A 17060-nucleotide genomic window follows, 5' to 3' on the forward strand; every position below is an offset into this window, starting at 1 on the left:
GGAAAGAGAGTAATGATCAACGTCGACTTACAGCAACTGGTGCAAGCCCTCGACGCCGCCACCAAGAACGACCTGGAAAGCGCCGCCGAGCGCTGCGTGGTGCGTGGCGGCAGCAAGATTCTGGTCGAGGATCTGTTGCTCGGCCTGCTCGAGCGGCCCGATGGCCTGCTGCAGCGCGCCCTGCAGGATGCAGAGGTCGACGCCGGCGAGCTGGCCCGCGCGCTGCAACCGCGCGGCGAGCACAACGAGTCGCGCAATCCGGTGTTTTCCAGCGAGCTGGTGCAATGGTTGCAGGACGCCCTGCTGGTAGCCAACCTGGAGCTCGGCCAAAACCAGGTCGAGCAGGCCGCGCTGATCCTCGCCCTGCTGCGCAACCCGCTGCGTTACGCCGGCAGCCACTACCAGGCGCTGCTGGCCAAGCTCAACCCCGAGCGCCTGCGCGATTTCGCCATGGCCCAGCAACCGCAGCAAACGGCAGGCAAACCAGCGGCGGGCGGCGAATCCAACCTGTCACGCTTCACCCACAACTTCACCCAGCAGGCCCGCGACGGCAAGCTCGACCCGGTACTGTGCCGCGACGCGGCGATCCGCCAGATGATCGACATCCTTGCCCGCCGACGTAAGAGCAACCCGATCGTGGTCGGCGAGGCCGGCGTCGGCAAGACCGCCATCGTCGAAGGCCTGGCCCTGCGCATCGCCGCCGGAGAAGTGCCGGACGCGCTCAAGGGCGTCGAGCTGCTGTGCCTGGACCTCGGCTTGCTGCAGGCCGGCGCCAGCGTCAAAGGCGAATTCGAACGGCGCCTGCAGGGCGTGATCGATGAAGTCAAAGGCTCGCCCAAACCGATCATCCTGTTTATCGACGAAGCCCACACCCTGATCGGTGCCGGTGGCCAGGCCGGCAGCGGCGATGCCGCCAACCTGCTCAAGCCGGCCCTGGCCCGTGGCGAGCTGCGCACCATCGCCGCCACCACCTGGAGCGAGTACAAAAAATACTTCGAGAAGGACCCGGCCCTGGCCCGGCGTTTCCAGCCGGTGCAACTGCTCGAGCCCACGGTCGAGGAAGCGGTGACCATCCTCCGCGGCCTGGCTCCGGTGTATGAAAAGAGCCACGGCATCTACCTGCGCGACGACGCCGTGGTCGCCGCCGCCGAGCTGTCCGCCCGCTATCTGGCTGGCCGCCAGCTGCCGGACAAGGCGGTGGATGTACTGGACACCGCCTGCGCCCGGGTGCGCATCAGCCTGGCCGCCGCCCCCGAGGCGCTGGAACGCCTGCGTGGCGAAATCGCCGAGGGCGAACGGCAGAGCGAGGCAATGGGCCGCGACCTGGAGGCCGGCCTGCACATCGATAGCGAGGCCCTCGCGCAGCTGGAGCAGCGCTTGAGCGCAGCCCGCGCCGAGCTGGAGCAGATCGAAACCCGCTGGGCTGTGCAGCGTGAACTGGCCGAACGCCTGCTGGCGCTGCGTAAGCAATGCGCCACGGCGCGTGCGGCAAACGCCGAAGACGCCAGCCAGGCCGATCTGCAACAGCTGGAAAGCCAGCTGCGCGACGTGCAGGTCGAGCTGGCCAGCGCCCAGGCTCACGAGCGCCTGGTCAGTTTCGAAGTCTGCCCGCGCCTGGTCGCCGAAGTGATCAGCCACTGGACCGGCGTGCCGCTGAGCCAGCTGGCCCGCGAGCACAACAGCAAGGTACTGAGCTTCGCCACCGACCTGCGCCTGCGCCTGCGCGGCCAGGAGCAGGCCATCGCAGCCCTGGACCGCTCGATGCGCGCCAGCGCCGCCGGCCTCAACCGCGCCGATGCGCCGGTCGGGGTGTTCCTGCTGGTCGGCCCCAGCGGCGTCGGCAAGACCGAAACCGCCCTGGCCCTGGCCGACCTGCTGTACGGCGGCGAGCGCTTCCTCACCACCATCAACATGTCCGAGTTCCAGGAAAAGCACAGCGTCTCGCGGCTGATCGGCGCGCCGCCCGGCTATGTCGGTTACGGCGAGGGCGGCATGCTCACCGAAGCGGTACGGCAAAAGCCCTACTCGGTGATCCTGCTGGATGAAGTGGAAAAAGCCGACCCGGACGTGATGAACATCTTCTATCAGATCTTCGACAAGGGCGTGGCCAACGACGGTGAAGGGCGCGAGATCAACTTCCGCAATTGCCTGATCCTGATGACCAGCAACCTGGCCAGCGAACTTATCGCCAGCCTCTGCCAGGGCGGCCAACGCCCGGACGCCGAGGACCTGGAACAGGCGATCCGCCCGACCCTGTCGCAGCACTTCAAGCCGGCGCTGCTTGGGCGCATGCGCGTGGTGCCTTACTACCCAATCGATGGCGAGGTGCTCAACCAACTGGTCGGCCTCAAGCTGGCACGTTTCGGCGAGCGCCTGCAGCCGCGTCAGTTGCAGTTCAGCCACAGCGCCGCGCTGGTCGACCACCTCGCCGAGCGCTGCAGCCACAGCGACAGCGGCGCGCGTCTGATCGACCACCTGATCGACCAGCACCTGCAACCCCTGGTGGTCGATCGCCTGCTGGCGGCCATGGCCAGCGGCGAAAGCCTGCAACGCGTGCACGCCACCCTCGACGGTGAAGGGACGGTGGTCTGTGAGTTCGCTTAAGGTCTCACCGATGTTCCACCAGGTGGCGCAGCCGCTGCGTTATGCCGAGGCGCTGCTGCAGCGTTTCGCCGGCCTGGCCCGGGCGGCCAACGGCGAAGCCCTGCTCGGCGGCCTGGTTGAGGCCGCGGCGCAACTGTCTGGTTGCGCGCTAAGCCAGCTGTATCTGCTCGACGACACCCACACCCGCCTGACCCTGAATGCCGAATGGCAGGACGGCCTGCTGCAACCCCGGGCAGAGGCCAGCCTGCCCAGCGACTATGACGGCGAGCAACTGCTGCAATATTGCCTGTGCCAAAACCAGGTACTCAGCATCAGTGAACTGGACAGCAGCCTGCAGCAGATCGGCTTTCTCCCGGACGTAGTACAGGCCTGGCGCAGCCTGCTGTGCGTGCCGCTGCTCGACGAACAGCAACACGTCAACGGCCTGCTGCTGATCGCCAGCCAGCAGGCCGTTGACCTGCAAGGGTTTGCCGACTCGCTTGGTCATCTCGGCAGCTTCGTGATCGCTCACCTGCACCTGCTGCAACGCCTGCGCGCGCCACGTGCCGAACAACCGGCCCGGGCCAGCAACATACCCTGCGCCAGTGGCTACGGCCTGATCGGCGACAGCGCGCCGATGCGCGACCTCTACCAGTTGATCGGCAAGGTGCTACACAACCCGGTCAGCGTGCTGCTGACCGGCGAGACCGGCACCGGCAAGGAGCTGGTGGCGCGCGCCATCCATGATTGCGGGGTGCGGCGTAGCCAGGCCTTTATCGTGCAGAATTGCGCCTCGCTGCCGGAAACCCTGCTGGAAAGCGAGCTGTTCGGCTACCGCAAAGGCGCCTTCAGCGGGGCCGACCGCGACCATCAGGGTCTGTTCGACGCGGCCGACGGCGGCACCCTGTTTCTCGACGAAATCGGCGACATGCCGCTGGCCCTGCAAGCCAAGTTGCTGCGGGTATTACAGGAAGGCGAAGTACGCCCGCTGGGCTGCAGCGAAACCCACACCGTCAATGTGCGCATCGTCGCCGCCACCCATTGCGACCTGCGCGCCCTGGTGGAAGAAGGCCGCTTTCGCGAAGACCTGTTCTATCGCCTGGCACAATTTCCCATCGAGCTACCTGCCCTGCGCGAGCGCGACCAGGACATCCTGACCCTGGCCCGGCATTTCGCCGACAAGGCCAGCGCCTTCCTCCAACGTGACCCTTGCCGCTGGGCCAACAGCGCCCTGGATCAACTGGCCAGTTATGCCTTCCCCGGCAATGTGCGCGAGCTCAAGGGGCTGGTCGAGCGCGCCGTACTGCTCTGCGAAAGCGGCGAGTTGTTACCCGAATACTTCAACCTGCACCAGGACAGCAACAGCGACGCCAACATGACCCTGCGTGAGCGCATGGAGCGAGTCGAGCGCAGCCTGCTGCTCGACTGCCTGCGCAAGAACCGCGGCAACCAGACCAGCGCCGCCGGCGAACTGGGCCTGCCGCGCCGCACCCTGCTGTACCGCATGCAGCGGCTGAATATCAGCCCGGCTGACGTGTAAGGCTTAAGGAGAAGAGCATGTTCAATGCAGCTAACCAAATCCACTTCAGCCTGAACATCGAGGGCCTCGCCCACGACCTGCAGGTACTCGAATTCACTGGCCGCGAAGCGCTCAGCCAACCCTTCGTGTTCGAACTGGAGCTGATCAGCGAACGCCCGGATCTCGACCTGGAAAGCCTGCTGCACCAGCCGGCGTTCCTCGCCTTCGCCCCTGGCGGCAACGGCATCCACGGACTGATCTACCGCGTCGCCCAGGGCGAGTCCGGCAAGCGTCTGAGCCGTTACCACGTCACCCTGCGCCCGCAACTGGCCTACCTGGCCCATCGCAGCAACCAGCGCATCTTCCAGCACCTGACGGTGGCGCAAATCATCGGCCAGGTGCTGGAAGAACACGGCATCCAGAGCAATGCCTACGCCTTCCAGTTCGGCCCGACCGTCTATCCCGCACGCGACTACTGCGTGCAGTACGACGAATCCGACCTGCATTTCATCCAGCGTCTGTGCGAGGAAGAAGGCATTCACTACCACTTCCAGCACAGCGAACAAGGCCATGTGCTGGTCTTCGGCGACGACCAGACGCCCTTTCCCAAACTCGCGCCCACGGCTTATCAACAAGACAGCGGCCTGGTCGCCGCCGACCCGGTAATCAAGCGCTTCGCCCTGCGCCTGGAAACCCGCAGCAACCGCGTCACTCGCCGCGATTACGACTTCGAGAAACCGCGCCTGCTGATGGAAGCGGCGTTCACCAGCGAGTTCAGCCCGGATCTGGAGGATTACGACTACCCCGGCCGTTTCGTCGAGCGCGAGCGCGGCAAGCACCTGAGCAAACGCAATCTGGAACGCCACCGCAGTGACTACGAACTGGCCGCCGGCGAAAGCGATCAACCGTTGCTGGCCAGCGGGCACTACCTCAACCTCAGCGCCCACCCGCGCGAGGAGTGGAACCAGCTGTGGCTGCTGACCGAAATCTTCCACCAGGGCAAGCAACCGCAGGTGCTGGAAGAATCCGTAACCAGCCACACCCAGGCCAGCGATGGTTTCCAGCAGGGCTACCGCAACCAGTTCAGCGCCACCCCTTGGGACGTGCTCTGGCGCCCCGCGTTAAAGCACCCGAAACCCAAGGTGCTGGGCAGCCAGACCGCCGTGGTCACGGGCCCCGCCGGCGAAGAAATCCACTGCGACGAGTACGGCCGGATCAAAGTCCAGTTCCACTGGGACCGCGAAGGCCAAGCCGACGACACCACCAGCTGCTGGCTGCGCGTCGCCTCCAGCTGGGCCGGCGACCGCTACGGCGGCATCGCCATTCCGCGGGTCGGCATGGAGGTACTGGTGACCTTCCTCGAAGGCGACCCCGACCAGCCGCTGGTCACCGGCTGCCTGTACCACGCTGAACACCTGGTGCCCTATCCACTGCCGGCGAACAAGACCCGCTCACTATTCAAGACCCTGAGCAGCCCGGGCGGTGGCGGTTACAACGAACTGCGCATCGAGGATAAGAAAGGCGCCGAGCAGATCTACCTGCACGCCGAGCGCGACTGGGATGAGAACATCGAGCACGACCAGAAAATCCGCATCGGCAACCAGCGCCACGACACGGTCGAGGCCAACAGCCATAGCGAATTCAAGATCGAAGAACACCGCACCACCCACGGCGAGCGCAAGGTGGAAGCGCGCAGCAACGACCACCTGACTGTCGGCCAGAAACAGCACGTGAAAGTCGGCGTCGGCCAGTTCGTCGAAGCCGGCAACGAGATCCACTACTACGCCGGCAGCAAGGTGGTGATCGACGCCGGCATGGAACTCACCGCCAGCGGCGGCGGCAGTTTCCTCAAACTCGACCCCGGCGGCATCACCCTCAGCGGCGCGACTATCAAGATCAACTCCGGCGGTGGGCCGGGCAAGGGCAGCGGGATTGGCATTCTGTCAGCCATTACCCCAGCTGCTGCCGCGATGGCCTTGGCGGGCAACCTGCTCAAGGGGCCAGCGGCCAACACATTGGTGCCACCACCAGATCCGCTTAAGCTGGCGGAGTTACTGGAAGAGGAAGAGGAGGAACTTGAAGAAGAAACGCCCGTAGGTATCACCCTGCGCATTGGCGTGTTCTTTGATGGCACCGGTAATAACCTGGCGAACTCTGCCGTCACCGAGCAGTGCCGACGCGACGACTTGCAGCTACTGGATGAGTCTGCATTACAGGAGACCATCAGCTACTGCACAACCCACGGTTATCGCGACAACAACGCTTCAGGCATGTTCGAAAAAACTCCCGATAGCAGTTACGGAAACGGGGCCAGTAATGTGGCGCTGCTGCATGATCTCTATCGAGATGATAGCGGCAGCTCCATTGCCTCTGACACAGAGCAGGCTTCTCTTCGGGTCTACCTTGAAGGGATCGGCACTAGCAGCGGTGACTCCGACTCACTAATCAGCCAAGGCACTGGCTTAAGTGATACTGGCGTAGTGGCTCGGGTAGAACAAAGCCCTGAGAAAATTCAGCAAGAACTGCTCAAACTTTTAAGCAGTAACCCAACCTTGCAAATTAGCAATATAGAGTTCGATATTTTCGGATTCAGCCGTGGTGCCGCAGCAGCCCGGCACTTTGCCAACGAGTTGCTAAAACCTAGCGGCGGCCTGCTCGCTCCCATACTTAATTCACAGGCACCAGGAGTAACAACAGGATTCACTTGGGAAGAACGCACTAGCATCAATTTTATCGGCCTATTCGATACGGTAACTGCCATTGTTAACCCGGCGCGGGGCGACCTTAGCCCAGCCAACGAATACAACCCGGGGGTCAATCTGTACTTACCCGCAGGCTGTGCGCGCAAGGTTGTGCAACTGGCTGCCCGAGATGAACAACGCCAGAACTTTGCGCTTAATAGCGTGGCGCCGCAGCATCAGGAAATCAGCCTGCCAGGGGTACACTCTGATATCGGCGGCGGCTACCGCAGCAGCATGACCGAAAAACTGCTTATCAGCCGCCCGCGCTCCACCCTGGTAACCCCTGCACAGCCGCTAGAACGCAGCCGGGCCTGGGGTGAAACCCAAGAGGCTATTGGTCAGTTGGAACAGCGCGGCTTGCCCGGTGAGGGCGAAATAAAAACCGCCAGATGGTTTTTCGCCGTACCTGGCCGTGCTAACGAAAATTCGCAAACTCAAAGAGCCATGGTCGCGGCAGCTCTCACCCGCAAAGTACGGGGCGAGCTATCGCGGGTCTATCTGCGCGTCATGCGTGAATTGGCCGCTCAGAATGCGGTTCCTTTCAAACCAGTTCCAAATACCAGCGCTGTTGCCATTCCTGATGACTTGCAGGCTATTGCGGAAAAAATCATGGCCCAGGCTCAGGGCACAACGAATCGTCTATCTCCGGCGGAAGAGCGCCATCTGCACGCCCGCTATATCCATATTTCTACCCACTGGACGCCAAGCAAAGGGCTGTTGATCAACAAGCCAGCGGCCAACCGTCGGGCGGTCTATTCCAATAAGCCGCAAAAAGGATACCCAGAATGAAACTGCCGGCACTGCTGTTATGGCTGACAACACTTTTTCTAAGCGGCTGCGCCAGTACTCAGGGGCAACCAAACCTGCCCTATGGTAATTGGGCCATTGCCGTATTCGCACCCAAACATATGGATGTATGGATTGAGAGCGTGGACGTGATCGACAAACGCGGGCGGGTATTTGAGCGCGTCTACGGTGGTGTTGGGTCTATTGGTGAACCGCCACATAAAAATGGCCAGCCTGCAGGCTGGACTACCCGGCCCGGCGGTAGCGCCAAACCAATCTCGGGGGTAGACCTACCTGAGTTTATCTTTGTGCGCTGGCAATCATTGATTGAACCGCAAACCTATAACGTGCGGATCAATATTGCGCAGTGGGTGCGCGAGCGAATGGTTAACAAGGAACAACCCCTCTGTCCATGGAAGAGCGACTGGGGCAAGGATCTACCCAGCTTTGGTTACCGCGATCACATCACCATCGGCTTAGCCCCTGGTGGGATCGCCAAAGCCTGGCTGCAAGGCCCCTGCCTGGCCCCGGTAGAGATCGGTCGTTTCGAGGGAAAGATCATCAAAGAGGGCCCGGATATGGGGAAAAACAATGGCCACTATGCCTATCCCATAACGCCTGAGTCCAAAGCCTATATCGAACAGTTCGGCATTCCTTATGGCAGTTGGTAAGGAGTCGTTCATATGAAAAAAATTATCCCATTATTTATATGCCTGCTTCTATCCGCCTGTGCCTCATCAAGCGAAGCCCTGAATAAAGATCTGGCTGGCCACTATTACCTGCAAGGTGCCATGGAGATGGGTTCTGAATTGTTATTGCGCAATGACGGTAACTTCGAAGCAATCATGGACTTTGGCGCCGCCAAGGGTAACTGGACGCAGACAGGCCAGCGTTTGACGTTGCATCGACAAACCAGTAGCCCTGTCTCAGAAGACGATTTTGGTCAAATCTTTGATGGAATGGTTTTGCATATTCGCCCGAATTGCCTGGCTATTGAGGAAATGGACGGCTGTTACATCAAGGCCCCCGCTCGCCAAGCAGTCGAATAATTCCCAACACATCTCATACCCAAATTTGATCCAGAACGATCTATGACGGAGACACTCTTGAAACGCACCTACTACCCAGCCGCCCTGATTGCCCTGGCCCTCTGCCTCTCCGCCTGCAGCGGCAACTACAAGTTCAGCGACGATCAATACCGCCCCCTCGGCGAACCGCAAGCAGCGCAACGCGGCAACTGACCGCAAGGAGTTAACAACCATGGAACTGGTCTTCGATGTGGTCAGTGCACAGCAGTTTGTGCCGGGTCTCTTGACCACCAAAACCTTCAAGCAGGCCGGCGGCATCATTGGCCGGGCGGAGGAATGCGACTGGGTGATTCCGGATCGCAAGCGCGTGCTGTCCAGCCGGCATGCCGAGGTGAGCTACCGCGATGGCTCGTTCTTTCTGACCGACACCAGCAGCAATGGCATCCAGTTGAAAGACAGCGGCGCCAGCCTGCGCAAGGATCAACCGCAACGCATCGAGCACGGCAGTGTGTACTGCTTCGGCGAGTTCGAGATTCGCGCGCGGCTGATTCAGGACCCGGCGCTGTTTGCCGGCGATATCGGTCGCTCGCAGCCGGCCGGCAGCATCATCCCGGACGACGCCTTTCTCGACCTGGACCCGCTGACCGCCCTCGAGCAGCAGGAACGGGTGTACGCCGAGGTCGATGACCTGACCGCGATCCTGCGTCCGCACAATGTGCAGGCGCAGCAGCGCGATTACGCGCAGATCGACGAAGAGAACCTCCAGGTGCCCGAGCTGGTGATGCCAACGCCCGAGCCGCAACCCAAGCGCGCGCCCGAGCCGGTACGCCTGCCTTTGAGCTTCTGGGAAAAATTCGGCGAGGCCCTCGGGGTCAAGCTCGACGACCTCGACGACGATGGCCGCGAGGCCCTGGCCCTGCATGCGGCCAGGTTGCTCAAGCAGAGCGTCGGCAGCCTGCAACAAAGCCTGCGCACCCGCAGCGAGCTGAAGAACGAACTGCGCCTGGCCCTGACCACCGTGCAGAGCGCCGGCAATAACCCGCTCAAGCACAGCGCCGACAGCAGCGAAGCGCTGAGCGCATTGCTACGCGGCGGCAAGCCCGGCGCGCTTTCCGCCGAGCAGACCATCAGCCGCAGCTTCCGCGACCTGCAAGCCCATCAGGTGGCCCTGCTGGCCGCCAGCCGCGCGGCGGTCAAGGGCATGTTCGAGCAATTGTCGCCGGAGCAACTGAGCCTGCGTTTCGAGCGCGAGGGGCGCAAGCCGTTGATCGCCACCGCCGGCAGCCGTTGGCGCGCGTACCGGCGTCTGCACACGCAGCTTACGCAGAACGACGACTGGAGCGAGCGCCTGTTCGCCCGCGACTTCGCCAACACCTATGAAGAACAGGTTCGCCTGATCGCCACCCTCAACACCGACGTTCAAGGATGATCTCCATGCATCGCTTTTCCCCCCTGGCCCTGCTGGTCGCCTTACTGGCCCTAGCCGGCTGCTCGGCGCTGTCGCCGTACTCGAATATGACCAAGCTCGACCTGCGCGTCAGCGGCAGCGAACAGCTCAACCCGGACCTCAATGGCCGGCCCTCGCCGATCGTGCTGCGCCTGATCGAACTCAAGCATCCGGTGGCCTTCGAGAGCGCCGACTTCTTCTCGCTCTACCAGCGCCCGAAGGAAGCCCTGGCGCCGGATATGGTCACCCTCGAAGAGCTTGAGTTAAGGCCGGGCGAGCAGCGCGAGCTGAAACTCTTTGTGCAGCCGGGCAGCCGCTATGTCGGCGTACTGGCCGCCTACCGCGACCTGCCGGAAAGCAACTGGCGCTTCGTCATTCCGCTGCAGGAACAGCAACGCAATAGCAGCGTACTGACACTCGATGCACTGGGTATCAAGGCCCAGGATGACGCCACCCAGGAAGGGAAATAAGCCATGGCCATGCATAAAGTGGTCTGGCAGGAAGGCATGCTGCTGCGTCCGCAGCACTTCCAGCAGAACGACCGTTACTACGACTACCAGCTGAAGACCCGCACGCAGAAACTCGACAGCTATGCCTGGGGCTTTTTCGAGCTGGAGATCGATCGCCAGTTTCTCAACATGGGCAAGTTGGTGGTGAGCAAGGCCAGTGGCATCCTGCCCGATGGCAGCCTGTTCGATATTGGCGCCGAGCGCGAGCCGCTGGCCCTCGACGTGCCGCCGAATACCGGCAACACCCCGGTGTACCTGGCCCTGCCGCTGGTCACCGGCAACCATATCGAGAGCCGCCGTCCGGAGCAGCAGGACGTGCTGGCACGCTTCACCGCCTTCGACGAGGAAGTCGCCGACTCCAACGCCGGCGACAGCGCATCGAGTCAGGTCAGCTGCGGCCGCCCGGATTTCCGCCTGCTGCTCGGCGAGCAACAGCGCGACCAGGCCTACGTCAAACTGCAGCTGTGCGACGTGCTGGATACCACCCCGGACGGGGTGATCAGCCTCGACCCGGAATTCATTCCGACCTACGTCAACTTCCAGGCATCCAGCTATCTGCTCAGCTGCCTCAAGGAAGTGATCAGCATGCTGGCCCATCGTGGCGACATCCTCGCCGAACGCATCAGCGCTACCGGCAAGGTCGGCGGCGCGGAAGTCGGCGACTTCATGATGCTGCAGCTGATCAACCGCTTCGAGCCGGTACTGCGCCATTACCTGGGCATCGAACAGGTGCACCCGGAGCAGATCTACCGCGAACTGCTGGGCCTGCTCGGCGAACTGGCGACCTTCTCCAGCGAGATCAAGCGCCCGCGCCTGGACGGTCGTTACCTGCACAGCGACCAGGGTCTGAGCTTTCGCAAATTGATGGACGCGGTCCGCCAGGTGCTGTCGATGGTCTTGGAACAACACGCCATCGAGCTGCTGCTGCAACAGCGCCAGTACGGTATTCAGGTGTCGCCGCTGCACGACCACAAGCTGCTCGCCACCTCCTCGTTCGTCCTCGCCGCCAGTGCCCAGTGCGACTCGGAAGAGCTGCGCAATCGCCTGCCCGCGCACCTCAAGGTCGGCCCGGTGGAAAGCATCCGCCAACTGGTCAACCTGCACCTGCCGGGGATCAAGGTCAAACCGCTGCCGGTGGCGCCACGGCAGATCCCGTTCCACTCGGGCAAGACCTACTTCGCCTTGGAGCTCGGCTCCGAGGAACTGGCGCAGCTGGAGCGCTCCGGCGGCTTTGCCTTCCACGTGTCCGGCGAGTTCTCCGGGCTTGAGCTGAAATTCTGGGCGATCAGGAACTGACGATGACTACCAAGGAAATGGAATACGGCCAGGACGATAAAACCGTCATCCTCAACCGCCAGGGCGATGCCCCGGCGCACAGCCCACTGACCGACTTCGCCGCCCCGCCGAAATTCGAGCAGCTGGAAGAGCGGATGATTTACGCCGCGCGTCTGCGCCCGGCGGAAACCTTCAATATCAGCCTCAATCCGCTGGTCGCCGCGGCCTCGTCGCTGCTCTCGGAAGTGGTACGGCTCAAGCACAGCTTCGACAGCGAGGACATGCGCGCGCTGAACCAGCGTCTTTCCAGTGCGATCAAGCTGTTCGAGCACCGCGCCCTGCATGAAGGCGCCGAGAGCAGCCAGGTGATGGCCGCGCGTTATGTGCTCTGCACCGTGGTAGACGAGGCCGTGGTGACCACGCCCTGGGGCAACGAGAGCGAGTGGTCGCAGATGAGCCTGCTGTCGAGCTTCCACAACGAGACCTTCGGCGGCGAAAAGTTCTTCCAGCTGCTCGAGCGCCTGTCGCGCAACCCGGTCAAGCACCTGCCGATGCTCGAACTGATGTACCTGTGCCTGTCGCTGGGTTTCGAGGGCAAGTACCGCGTGCTGCCGCGCGGCATGCTCGAACTGGAAGCGGTGCGCGACAGCCTGTACCGGCAGATCCGCCAGATGCGCGGCGACGTGCCGCGGGAAGTCTCGCCGCACTGGCAGGGCCTGAAAGATACCCGCCGGCGCCTGGTGCGCATCGTGCCCTGGTGGCTGGTGGCGCTGTTCACCCTGATGTGTCTGGCCGTGATGTATGGCGGCTTCGCCTGGGTACTGGGCGAACAACGCGAGACTATTTTGCAGCCGTACGAGCAACTCGACCCGTCCGCGGGTGTAAGCATGGATGATCTGAAATGAAGAGTTTTTTCGGCAAGTTAGCCGCTTTTTTCTGCAAGACCTGGGTGTGGAGCCTGTGCCTGGTGTTGGTTCTGGCGCTGCTGGTGTGGTTCGTCGGCCCGCTGCTGGCGGTCGCCGACTACAAGTTCTGGGCGTCGACCACCAGCCGCCTGCTGAGCATCAGCGGGCTGTTCCTGGTCTGGGGCCTGGCCATGGTCTTCGCCAGCTGGAAGAGCGGCGCGCGCAAGAAGGCCGAGGAAGACGACGCCGAGGCCCAGGAACGTCTGCGCCGCGAAGGCATGATCGGCGAGGAGCAGGTCGAACTGCGCCAGCGCTTCAAGCAGGCGCTGCACACCTTGAAACGCTCCAGCCTGTATCGCGGCCGAAGCGAGAAGTGGCGCAACGAGTTGCCCTGGTACCTGCTGCTCGGCCCCCAGGGCAGCGGCAAGACCAGCCTGCTGGATTTCTCAGGCCTGGACTTTCCGCTCAACCGCGGTGAGCAGCAGCGCCTGACCAAGGACGTCTCCGGCACCCGTTACGCCGACTGGTATTTCGCCGATCATGCCGTGCTGATCGACACCGCCGGGCGTTACCTGAATCAACCCGACGCGCAGGTCGACAGCCGCGCCTGGGACTTCCTCCTCGGCCTGCTGCGCCAGCGCCGCGCCCGCCCGCTCAATGGTGTGCTGGTCAATATTCCGCTTGAGCTGCTGCAGGGCGGCAGCGAAGTCGAGCTGGAAAACCTGGCCCGGCAGACCCGCCAGCGTCTGCAGGAAATTCACCAGCGCCTCGGCGCCGATGTGCCGGTGTACCTGGTGCTGAGCAAGGCCGATAAGGTGCTCGGCTTCGATGAGTTCTTCGACCAGCTGTCGCGCGAGGAAAGCGATCAGGTGCTCGGCGCCAGTTTCCGCAAGGAGCAGAACGCTACCGACGTGCAGGTGATCCGCCAGGAGTTCGAAGAACTGCTGCGCCGCCTCAACAGCCAGGTGATCCTGCGCATGCACCAGGAGCGCGACACCCAGCGCCGTGGCCGTATCCTCGACTTCCCGCATCAACTCGGGCTGATCGGCGAGCGCCTGTGCCTGTTCAGCGAGTTGGCCTTCAGCGGCAACCGCTACCAGCGCGCCAGCCAACTGCGCGGTTTCTACCTGACCAGCGCGCCGGAGCTGAACAGCCAGCTCGACCCGAGCACCAGCGGCATCGGCCGCAACCTCGGCCTGGCCAGCAGCGCGCTGCCGACCTTTCGCAGTGGCCGTGCACGCTTTATCAACCACCTGCTGAGCCAGGTGATCTTCCCCGAATCCGAGCTGGCCGGCCTGGACCAGAAGGAAGTGCGGCGCATCGACTGGGGCCAGCGCGCCATGTACGCCGCGGCGTTCGTCTGCCTGAGTCTGTTCGGCGCACTCTGGGCCAACGGCTTCTCCGGCAACCACGGGCGCCTGGAGCAACTGCGCGACCTGGCGCAGCAACTGACCCAGCAACACGGCAGCCTGAGCGATCAGGACGATGCCCTGCGCACCCTCAAGGCGCTGGATCACAGCTACGCCGCGACCCAGGTATTCCCGCAGGTGGACGAAGCGGCCTACCTGCAACGCGGCGGCCTATACCAGGGTGAACAAGTCGGCCCTACCCTGCAACGGGTCTACCGCGGCGAGCTGGAAAACCTGCTGTTGTCGCGCGTCGGCCGTCAGCTGGAGGCGCAAGTACGGGCCAACCTGAACGACCGCGAGGGCCTGCTCAACAGCCTGCGCGCCTACCTGATGCTCAATCTGCAAGAACGGCGCGACAAGGCCTTCCTGCAGCAATGGCTGGCCGCCGACTGGTCGCTGCGCTACGCCGGCAACAGCGCCGGGCAGCGCGGGCTCAACCAACACTTCGAGCGCCTGCTGGCCGAGTCGTTCGCGCCCTACTCGCTCAACGAACCGCTGGTCGCCCAGGCCCGTCAGGTGCTGCGCAGCGAGTCGCTGGCCACGGTGGTCTACCGCATGCTGCGTGACCAGGCGCGCAGCCTGCCGGAGTATCGCCTCAACGAGAAACTCGGCCCGCAAGCCGGGTTGTTCGCCGGCGGCGATTACGCCATTCCGGGCTTCTATACCCAGGTCGGCTACCAGAAGACCTTCACCACCAAGGGCGCCGATCTGGTGCGCGACATCCTGCGCGACAACTGGGTGCTTGGTGGCAGTGACAGCCTCAGCAGCAACGACCTCAGCCGTTTGCTGGTGGAAATGGAACAGCTGTACTTCCGCGACTATGCCAACTACTGGGGCGAGGCCCTGGCCCATCTGACGCTGGAGCCGATCGGCAGCGCCAACCAGGGCGCCCTGCAACTGGCCGGCCTGACCGCCGCCAACTCGCCGCTGCTGCAATTGCTGGTGGAGGTGCGCGACAACACCCGTTTCAAGGGCATGGCCGACGCCGCCGACGACGCGGGCGAAGCTGCCGAGGCGCTGAAGGGCGCCAGGGGCAAGTTGGGTAAAGTCGCCAAGATCGCGGGCGCCGCGGCCAAACAGGCCCAGGCCGCGCTGGTGAAGAACCTGCCGGACACCGCGCGCAAAACCCTGGAACGGCGCTTCGAGCCGCTGCACCGTTTGCTCGACGACAACGGCGGTGCCGGCCCGGAACTGGCAATCACCCTGCAAGCCCTGGATGCGCTGCAGCTGCAACTGGCCAGCCTGGCCCACGCCAGTGCTCCGGGACAGGCCGCGTTCGAACTGGCCAAGGCGCGCATGGGTGGCAAACGCGATGCCATCAACCAGCTGCGCAGCAGCGCCGCGCGCCTGCCGCAACCGGTCGGCAACTGGCTCAGCCTGCTCGCCGAAGACAGCTGGATGCTGGTGCTGGACGACGCCTATTACTACCTCAACCAGCGCTACAAGAGCGAGCTGTACGCCGCCTATAAAGGCTCGTTGAAGCAGCGTTATCCGTTCAGCGCGCACAGTGAAAGCGACGTGGCGATTGCCGACTTCCGCGAGTTCTTCAAGAGCCAAGGCATCGCCCAGCGCTTCTTCGACGACTACCTCAAGCCCTTTGTCAGCGGCAGCGCCGGCCAGTACCGCCGGCGCCAGGTCGATGGCCGCGGCTTGCCGCTGTCGCGCGAGTTCCTGTTGCAGATGAGCCATACCCAGACCATCCGCCGCAGCTTCTTCGCCGAGAACCCCAACGAGCCGAAAGTGCTGTTCAAGCTCGAGCCTTATTCGCTGGATTCCAGCCTGGGCCGTGCGGAATTCCGCTTCGGTGGCCAGCGCATGGAATACCGCCACGGGCCGATCGTGCAGACCGCCTTCAGCTGGCCAGCCGAGGCCAACGAAGGCCGCACCAGCCTGGTGGTCGAGGAACTCGGCGGGCACAAGGTCGGGATCGAGAAGAACAGCGGGCCCTGGTCGCTGTTCCGCCTGCTCGACCTGATGAGCGTGGACTACCACAGCGGTCGCGACGTGCTGATGCTCAAGGCCGATCTCGGTGGTCGGCATGCCAACTACCTGTTGCACAGCCAGCGCTCGCCGAATCCGTTCGATATCGACCTGCTGCGCAGCTTCAAGCTGCCGGCGACGCTCTGATGGCGCAAGTGACTAACGCATGGCGCAGCGCCGCGCGTACCGAAGTCGGCAAGGTGCGCGCGCGTAACGAAGATGCTTTTCTGGCGATGCCGGAGCAGGGCCTGTGGGTGGTCGCCGATGGCATGGGCGGGCACCAGAACGGCGCCCTGGCCAGCCGCCTGATCGTCGAGTACCTGGCCGAACCCAGCGCGGGCGACCTGCAGCAGCGTCTGCAGCAGTTGCGCCAGCGCCTGCACGGCCTCAACCGGCGCCTCGGCCAGGAGCTGACGGTCACCGCCGAGCGCCCCGACCCGGTGATCGGCAGCACCGTGGTGGCGCTGCTGATCGACGGCGACCGCGGCGCCTGCGTGTGGGCCGGCGACAGCCGCTGCTACCTGTGGCGCGGCAGCCGGCTGTACCAGCTCAGCCGCGATCACTCGCTGCTGCAACAACTGATCGACGAGCAACAGCTCAGCCCGACCGAGGCCGCCCGCCACCCGGCGGCCCATGCGCTGACCCGCGCCATTGGTGCCAGCGAAGAGTTGAAGCTGGAGATTCTCGAACTGGATATCCTGCCCGGCGATGTCTTTCTGCTGTGCAGCGATGGCCTCTATCAGGATCTGTCCGCCGACGAGTTGGGCGCCGCGCTCAATCTGCCGGCGCCGCAGTTGACCCTCAATCGCCTGTTTCAGCGGGTGCTCGACGGCCCGGCGCGGGACAACCTGAGTGCGGTGGTGATCCGCCGATGAGGA

General features: G+C 63.5%; 12 protein-coding genes and 1 pseudogene. All 13 read left to right on the top strand.

Annotation, left to right across the window (positions count from 1 at the left end):
- Positions 1-12 precede the first annotated feature (12 nt).
- The 13 genes and pseudogenes from tssH to B2D37_RS17730 all read left to right on the top strand — a co-directional run bounded on the left by tssH (position 13) and on the right by B2D37_RS17730 (position 17057).
- Positions 13-2604 carry a type VI secretion system ATPase TssH gene (gene tssH / locus B2D37_RS17675; RefSeq protein ID WP_079203931.1) on the top strand — a complete coding sequence of 864 codons (2592 nt, stop codon included), beginning with the start codon at positions 13-15 and terminating at the stop codon, positions 2602-2604.
- Positions 2605-2614: 10 nt separating this feature from the next.
- Positions 2615-4123, top strand: coding sequence for a sigma-54-dependent Fis family transcriptional regulator (locus B2D37_RS17680; protein ID WP_079203932.1), 1509 nt, complete (start codon positions 2615-2617; stop codon positions 4121-4123).
- Between the two features lie 17 nt (positions 4124-4140).
- Positions 4141-6108: pseudogene (locus B2D37_RS23820) on the top strand (type VI secretion system tip protein VgrG); the annotation flags it as partial.
- A 264-nt stretch (positions 6109-6372) separates the two neighbouring features.
- Complete coding sequence (locus tag B2D37_RS23825; RefSeq protein WP_256573209.1) at positions 6373-7632, top strand: phospholipase effector Tle1 domain-containing protein; 1260 nt, start codon at positions 6373-6375, stop codon at positions 7630-7632.
- Positions 7629-8300 (top strand): DUF2931 family protein, encoded by a 672-nt coding sequence (locus B2D37_RS17690; RefSeq protein WP_079203934.1) that lies wholly within the window; start codon positions 7629-7631, stop codon positions 8298-8300. Before B2D37_RS23825 ends, B2D37_RS17690 begins: the two co-directional genes overlap by 4 nt.
- Before the next feature lie 12 nt (positions 8301-8312).
- The gene (locus B2D37_RS17695) at positions 8313-8678 is read left to right on the top strand and encodes a hypothetical protein (RefSeq protein ID WP_079203935.1); all 366 of its coding nucleotides are present in this window, start codon (positions 8313-8315) and stop codon (positions 8676-8678) included.
- Between the two features lie 57 nt (positions 8679-8735).
- Entirely contained in the window at positions 8736-8870 is a 135-nt protein-coding gene (locus B2D37_RS17700) for a type VI secretion protein (protein ID WP_256573091.1), read from the top strand.
- Between the two features lie 19 nt (positions 8871-8889).
- A complete protein-coding gene (tagH, locus tag B2D37_RS17705) occupies positions 8890-10086 on the top strand; it encodes a type VI secretion system-associated FHA domain protein TagH (RefSeq protein ID WP_079203937.1) in 1197 nt (398 codons plus the stop codon).
- A gap of 5 nt (positions 10087-10091) precedes the next feature.
- Positions 10092-10574 carry a type VI secretion system lipoprotein TssJ gene (gene tssJ / locus B2D37_RS17710; protein WP_079203938.1) on the top strand — a complete coding sequence of 161 codons (483 nt, stop codon included), beginning with the start codon at positions 10092-10094 and terminating at the stop codon, positions 10572-10574.
- A gap of 3 nt (positions 10575-10577) precedes the next feature.
- Positions 10578-11909, top strand: coding sequence for a type VI secretion system baseplate subunit TssK (gene tssK, locus B2D37_RS17715; protein WP_079203939.1), 1332 nt, complete (start codon positions 10578-10580; stop codon positions 11907-11909).
- Positions 11910-11911: 2 nt separating this feature from the next.
- Positions 11912-12793, top strand: a complete 882-nt coding sequence (gene icmH / locus B2D37_RS17720; RefSeq protein WP_079203940.1) for a type IVB secretion system protein IcmH/DotU — start codon at positions 11912-11914, stop codon at positions 12791-12793.
- Positions 12790-16329, top strand: coding sequence for a type VI secretion system membrane subunit TssM (gene tssM / locus B2D37_RS17725; protein ID WP_079203941.1), 3540 nt, complete (start codon positions 12790-12792; stop codon positions 16327-16329). Before icmH ends, tssM begins: the two co-directional genes overlap by 4 nt.
- The gene (locus tag B2D37_RS17730) at positions 16329-17057 is read left to right on the top strand and encodes a PP2C family serine/threonine-protein phosphatase (protein ID WP_079203942.1); all 729 of its coding nucleotides are present in this window, start codon (positions 16329-16331) and stop codon (positions 17055-17057) included. Before tssM ends, B2D37_RS17730 begins: the two co-directional genes overlap by 1 nt.
- Positions 17058-17060: the final 3 nt, after the last annotated feature.

Origin of the sequence: Pseudomonas sp. CC6-YY-74 (assembly GCF_002025205.1) — a bacterium.
Lineage (GTDB): Bacteria > Pseudomonadota > Gammaproteobacteria > Pseudomonadales > Pseudomonadaceae > Aquipseudomonas > Aquipseudomonas paeninsulae.

Bases quoted from the DNA above. Each gene is read 5' to 3' on its own strand.
- tssH (WP_079203931.1), top strand. From the start codon at position 13: ATGATCAACGTCGACTTACAGCAACTGGTGCAAGCCCTCGACGCCGCC.
- B2D37_RS17680 (WP_079203932.1), top strand. From the start codon at position 2,615: ATGTTCCACCAGGTGGCGCAGCCGCTGCGTTATGCCGAGGCGCTGCTG.
- B2D37_RS23825 (WP_256573209.1), top strand. From the start codon at position 6,373: ATGTTCGAAAAAACTCCCGATAGCAGTTACGGAAACGGGGCCAGTAAT.
- B2D37_RS17690 (WP_079203934.1), top strand. From the start codon at position 7,629: ATGAAACTGCCGGCACTGCTGTTATGGCTGACAACACTTTTTCTAAGC.
- B2D37_RS17695 (WP_079203935.1), top strand. From the start codon at position 8,313: ATGAAAAAAATTATCCCATTATTTATATGCCTGCTTCTATCCGCCTGT.
- tagH (WP_079203937.1), top strand. From the start codon at position 8,890: ATGGAACTGGTCTTCGATGTGGTCAGTGCACAGCAGTTTGTGCCGGGT.
- tssJ (WP_079203938.1), top strand. From the start codon at position 10,092: ATGCATCGCTTTTCCCCCCTGGCCCTGCTGGTCGCCTTACTGGCCCTA.
- tssK (WP_079203939.1), top strand. From the start codon at position 10,578: ATGGCCATGCATAAAGTGGTCTGGCAGGAAGGCATGCTGCTGCGTCCG.
- icmH (WP_079203940.1), top strand. From the start codon at position 11,912: ATGACTACCAAGGAAATGGAATACGGCCAGGACGATAAAACCGTCATC.
- tssM (WP_079203941.1), top strand. From the start codon at position 12,790: ATGAAGAGTTTTTTCGGCAAGTTAGCCGCTTTTTTCTGCAAGACCTGG.
- B2D37_RS17730 (WP_079203942.1), top strand. From the start codon at position 16,329: ATGGCGCAAGTGACTAACGCATGGCGCAGCGCCGCGCGTACCGAAGTC.